The organism is Vibrio sp. V39_P1S14PM300 (assembly GCF_009904765.1).
In the GTDB taxonomy this organism is placed as follows: domain Bacteria; phylum Pseudomonadota; class Gammaproteobacteria; order Enterobacterales; family Vibrionaceae; genus Vibrio; species Vibrio proteolyticus.
Map to the genome: position 1 here is coordinate 1 of NZ_WXWP01000047.1, position 4,343 is coordinate 4,343.

Genomic DNA, 4,343 nt, shown 5'->3' on the forward strand with positions numbered 1-4,343 from the left:
CAATGTATCGGCGACCTGTGCCGAGGGCAAAAACCAGAGCCCGATCGACATCAGTGGAGCGGTGGACGCGGATCTCAAGGATCTCGAGATTACCTACCAGGGAAATGTGACTGCATTAACCAATAACGGCCACACACTTCAGGCCGAGGTGTCGGGTGACAATACCCTGTCTCTTGATGGCACGACGTACAAATTACTGCAGTTCCACTTCCATACCCCGTCTGAAAATCTGATCCGCGGTAAGCAATACCCGTTGGAAGCGCATTTTGTTCACTCAGATCGCAGTGGGAATTTGGCGGTACTGGCCGTAATGTTTGATAACGGCGCCGAGAACCCACAGATGACTCAACTGACAGACACCTTGCCGGGCAAAGGGGAAAGCGTGAAACTTAACCCATCTTTCCCGGTTGCATCATTATTGCCAAAACTGGCACATTACTATCGGTTCAACGGTTCATTGACCACACCTCCTTGCAGTGAAGGCGTACGCTGGTTGGTGGTCAAACAGCCACAGCAACTGGCCGGAGAGCAAACTCAACAGTTGATGGATGTGATGGGACACAATAACCGCCCGGTACAAGCGAAGAATGCCCGGGTAGTTCTGAAAAACGACTAGGACGGCGCCGCGATTCAGCCTGTCTTTCCGACGGGCTGAAGATACTATTTTGGCTGGTTCAGTTCAGCGTACTGATGCAGTAGCTCAGTGAGTGCTTTAACCCAACCAAATGCATCGGAAGGGGCTGATTTGAGGAGCACTTCCACATGGTTGCAGTGCGTTTCCAGACTAATGACTTTTTCCAAGTTAAACGAGACTGCATAGAAATGCCACAGTAGTAAACGGCTCATGCGTACGATATTCTGCTGAGCATTGTTCGATTCACCAAATAAAGCCGGTAACTCGCTCAACGCTATTGCATGCAAACGTAACATTGCGTCAAACTTCGCTGCCTGCAGGCGCTCTTCGTTTTCTGTCTCTTCGGCATCAAAGGTAAACAACTCACTGGCAGACTCTTCCGGTACCAGTCGATGCAACATGCGCATACTGAATGTCTCCAGCTCTTCTCTGGGCATTGATTGTAGGTTGGTCAAAGTGTAATCCGTTTGCATGTGGCTCTCCGGGGTAGTCGAACAAAAGGCCGCTATTGTAACGATTCACTGCCAGATTACCATGTTCTTATTGATTGAAAGACGGCCGGTTTTTTCTTCATAATGCCGGGTAACTTGCGCTTATTTCTGAATCGCTTCATGGCCCCTGATGAAAAGCGGTAATTCGCTTTACAGCCAGTGAAAAGGGGTTAAAATCGCGATCAATCTCGTCACTTTAAGGTATTGATGTGTCACCAGTTATGATTGGAAACTGGATGGCAGCGCTTTCATTTGTCCTCTGGGGCCTGCTACCGCTTTATTACCAACATTTGCCCGCGGCCGCGCCGGATGAGTTACTGGCCGTGCGTTTGATCGCGTCTGTCCCTGTTGCCTGGTTGATTGTGACGCTGTTTGGCAAGCTATCTGATCTGAAGACGTTACTGCAAGACAAACGATCATTGTGGTATGCCTTTCTCGGCAGCAGCCTGATGTCAATCTCTTGGGTTGCTTTCACCTGGGCGATGACTCACGAGCGGGTGATTGACGCCAGTTTGGGGTTCTTTATCAGCCCGCTGACCATGAATGCGCTCGGGATTTTTGTCTTAAAAGAGACCATCTCAGCCGGAAAGAAACTCGCGTTATTTCTGGCATTTATTGGTCTGTCCTATCAGGTATACCAGTACGGGCAGGTCCCCTACGTTGCATTGGTTATGGCGATTTTCTTCACCTTGTATGGCTGGTGTAAGAAGAAAATTCAGTACACCTGGAGCGTAAGCTTGTTTGTGGAAGCTACTACGCTCGCGCCTTTGGCCATTATGTACTTGTTGTTCAAACACGTCAGTGTCGGCGCCGTGTCGTTGAATTCAGGGTGGGAAACGCTGGCATTATACGCCGGTGCGGCGCCAATGACGCTTGGGCCGCTGGTGTTTTATTCGATTGCGCTGCGCCTAACGACCATGTCGACTGTGGGTTTGATGCAGTACATTGAACCGAGTATCCAGTTTTTGTTGGCGGTGTGGTTTTTTGGTGAGATCTTCGACAGTGTAAAGGCGGTCAGTTTCGCATTTATTTGGGTTGGCTTACTGCTGACCATTTCTGAGACGTTGATTAGACGGGCGAGAAACCGACGGATGGCCCGCCTTATCTGAAACAAATTATATCTCCGTATGAGAAGGCCTCACCGTGATGGTGAGGCCTACTTTGATTACCTATTTAAGCCGACGCTGTTAGCGAGATAATAGAATTGAAGGCATTACTTACAAAAATAACGTTAGTACTAGTTCCTGTCCCTTGCCATTCGTTCGAAAGTTTGCATCTCGAATTCATGCCTTAGTGTGATCTACGTTCAACTTCAATGACGCTCAATCCATACAACCAATAATTCAGTGTGATCGGTAGCGATGGGTGAATCGGTTTGTATGATTTTTGTTCTGTGCTGGTGGTTATTTGAACGCTTGAACGTTTGCGCAAAAATATGTGATGAATATCTCGTTACGATGGCTATACTTGCCGCCCGGTTATGAGCCTTCGCTCAGCCAATACAAGCCGTCACATGGAAAGTGAATGACCCCACGGACCGGACCAGCTACGTTCCCCAAAGCTTGTATAAGGTGATCTTTACATGAATGTTGTATTTGGATTAATCGGCATCGTTGTCCTGTTGATATGCGCGATCCTGTTGTCAGAGAGTCGCAGAGCCATCAACTGGAAGACGGTTTCCAGAGCCCTGCTGCTCCAGGTTGGGTTTGCAGCCCTAGTGCTCTATTTCCCATGGGGACAAGCGGCTCTGACCAGCCTCAGTAGCGGTGTTTCCAGCCTCCTTGGTTTTGCCGATGAAGGCATCCGTTTTCTCTTCGGAGATCTTGCAAGTTCTGGTTTTATCTTCGCTGTCCGCGTCCTTCCTATTATCATTTTCTTCAGCGCCCTTATCTCTGCCTTGTATTATCTGGGCATCATGCAGAAAGTCATCGAGTTCATTGGTGGCGGTATTCAAAAATTTCTTGGAACCAGTAAAGCCGAATCTTTGGTGGCCACTGGTAATATCTTCCTCTCTCAAGGTGAATCTCCGCTTTTAGTCCGTCCTTTCCTGGCCCGCATGACCCGCTCCGAACTGTTTGCTGTAATGGCCGGTGGTATGGCGTCAGTTGCCGGTAGTGTATTGGGTGGATACGCCGGGCTGGGTGTGGATCTGAAATATCTGATTGCCGCCAGCTTTATGGCAGCGCCGGGCAGCCTGATGATGGCCAAGATCATTGTACCGGAGCGCGAAACAGCGGTTGACCAGTCAGACATTGCGATGGACAAAGCTCAGGAGAGTAACGTTATTGATGCGCTAGCAAGTGGCGCGATGAACGGCATGAAGGTTGCCGTGGCCGTTGGTACTATGTTGATTGCGTTTGTCAGTGTGATTGCCATGGTGAACACAGGCCTTGAGAGCCTGGGGGAAGTGTTCGGATTTGCAGGTATTACGTTGCAGGCAATTTTCGGCTACCTGTTCTCGCCACTGGCATGGGTGATTGGCGTGCCAGCAGACGAAGTGCTGATGGCCGGATCGTACATTGGCCAGAAGATCGTCATGAACGAATTCGTTGCCTTTATTGATTTTGTCGAGCACAAAGCTTTGTTGTCAGAACACTCGCAAATCATCATTACTTTCGCACTGTGTGGCTTTGCCAACATTGGCTCGATTGCTATCCAATTGGGTTCAATCGGCGTGATCGCGCCAGAGCGTCGTTCGGAAGTGGCCAGCCTGGGCATCAAAGCCGTATTGGCCGGTACACTGGCCAATCTGATGAGCGCTTGTCTGGCGGGTATTTTTATTCTGTTGTAATGATGGCCTGAGCCTCCGTATCACGGAGGCTCTTTTTTCTTCTCTTCCTCATTGTCTTTTCAATCTGGGTTTGAGTGCTCGTAAAAAGTAGTGCCAAACTTGCGAATTTTTGTTCAGAACACGCCTTGCAACTGCATGCTTCCGGCCACTTTTAGGATCGTAGGATGTGTTAGCCTCGCATTGGGTCTGCATAAAATATCACTATTTATTTCAGTAGGTTACAAATTGACCGCTTTTTTGGTGGGTGAATCATGCACTTTTTTGGTGCGCAAGTCATTGAATTTTATTGATAAATCTGTGTAATGATTAGTTGTTATATATTTGTTAATTAAATGTAACGTAATGAATTAATTAAAAAAAATTATTGTTTACTCTATAAAATAACATGGATTAATTTTATAGAATGTCAACTCTAATTGACGTGGGA

General features: G+C 48.0%; 4 protein-coding genes. 3 read left to right on the forward strand and 1 reads right to left on the reverse strand.

Going from position 1 to position 4,343, the window contains the following annotated elements; genetic code table 11:
• A partial coding sequence (locus CAG65_RS02450; protein ID WP_161451929.1) for a carbonic anhydrase occupies nucleotides 1–616 on the forward strand: 616 nt, incomplete at its 5' end.
• Nucleotides 617–660: 44 nt separating this feature from the next.
• On the opposite strand, the gene CAG65_RS02455 is transcribed toward CAG65_RS02450, so the two are convergent.
• A complete protein-coding gene (locus CAG65_RS02455) occupies nucleotides 661–1,107 on the reverse strand; it encodes a hypothetical protein (protein ID WP_021706344.1) in 447 nt (148 codons plus the stop codon).
• Between the two features lie 254 nt (nucleotides 1,108–1,361).
• Here CAG65_RS02455 and rarD point away from each other — a divergent pair, with 254 nt between their 5' ends.
• Together rarD and CAG65_RS02465 are read left to right on the forward strand one after the other, a co-directional pair.
• Entirely contained in the window at nucleotides 1,362–2,234 is an 873-nt protein-coding gene (rarD, locus tag CAG65_RS02460) for an EamA family transporter RarD (protein WP_237668726.1), read from the forward strand.
• Nucleotides 2,235–2,707: 473 nt separating this feature from the next.
• Nucleotides 2,708–3,916, forward strand: a complete 1,209-nt coding sequence (locus CAG65_RS02465) for a NupC/NupG family nucleoside CNT transporter (RefSeq protein WP_161451931.1) — start codon at nucleotides 2,708–2,710, stop codon at nucleotides 3,914–3,916.
• The last annotated feature ends 427 nt before the right edge of the window (nucleotides 3,917–4,343 follow it).

Excerpts from the sequence above, each read along its gene's own strand:
- CAG65_RS02455 (WP_021706344.1), bottom strand. The coding sequence starts at position 1,107 with ATGCAAACGGATTACACTTTGACCAACCTACAATCAATGCCCAGAGAA.
- rarD (WP_237668726.1), top strand. The coding sequence starts at position 1,362 with ATGGCAGCGCTTTCATTTGTCCTCTGGGGCCTGCTACCGCTTTATTAC.
- CAG65_RS02465 (WP_161451931.1), top strand. The coding sequence starts at position 2,708 with ATGAATGTTGTATTTGGATTAATCGGCATCGTTGTCCTGTTGATATGC.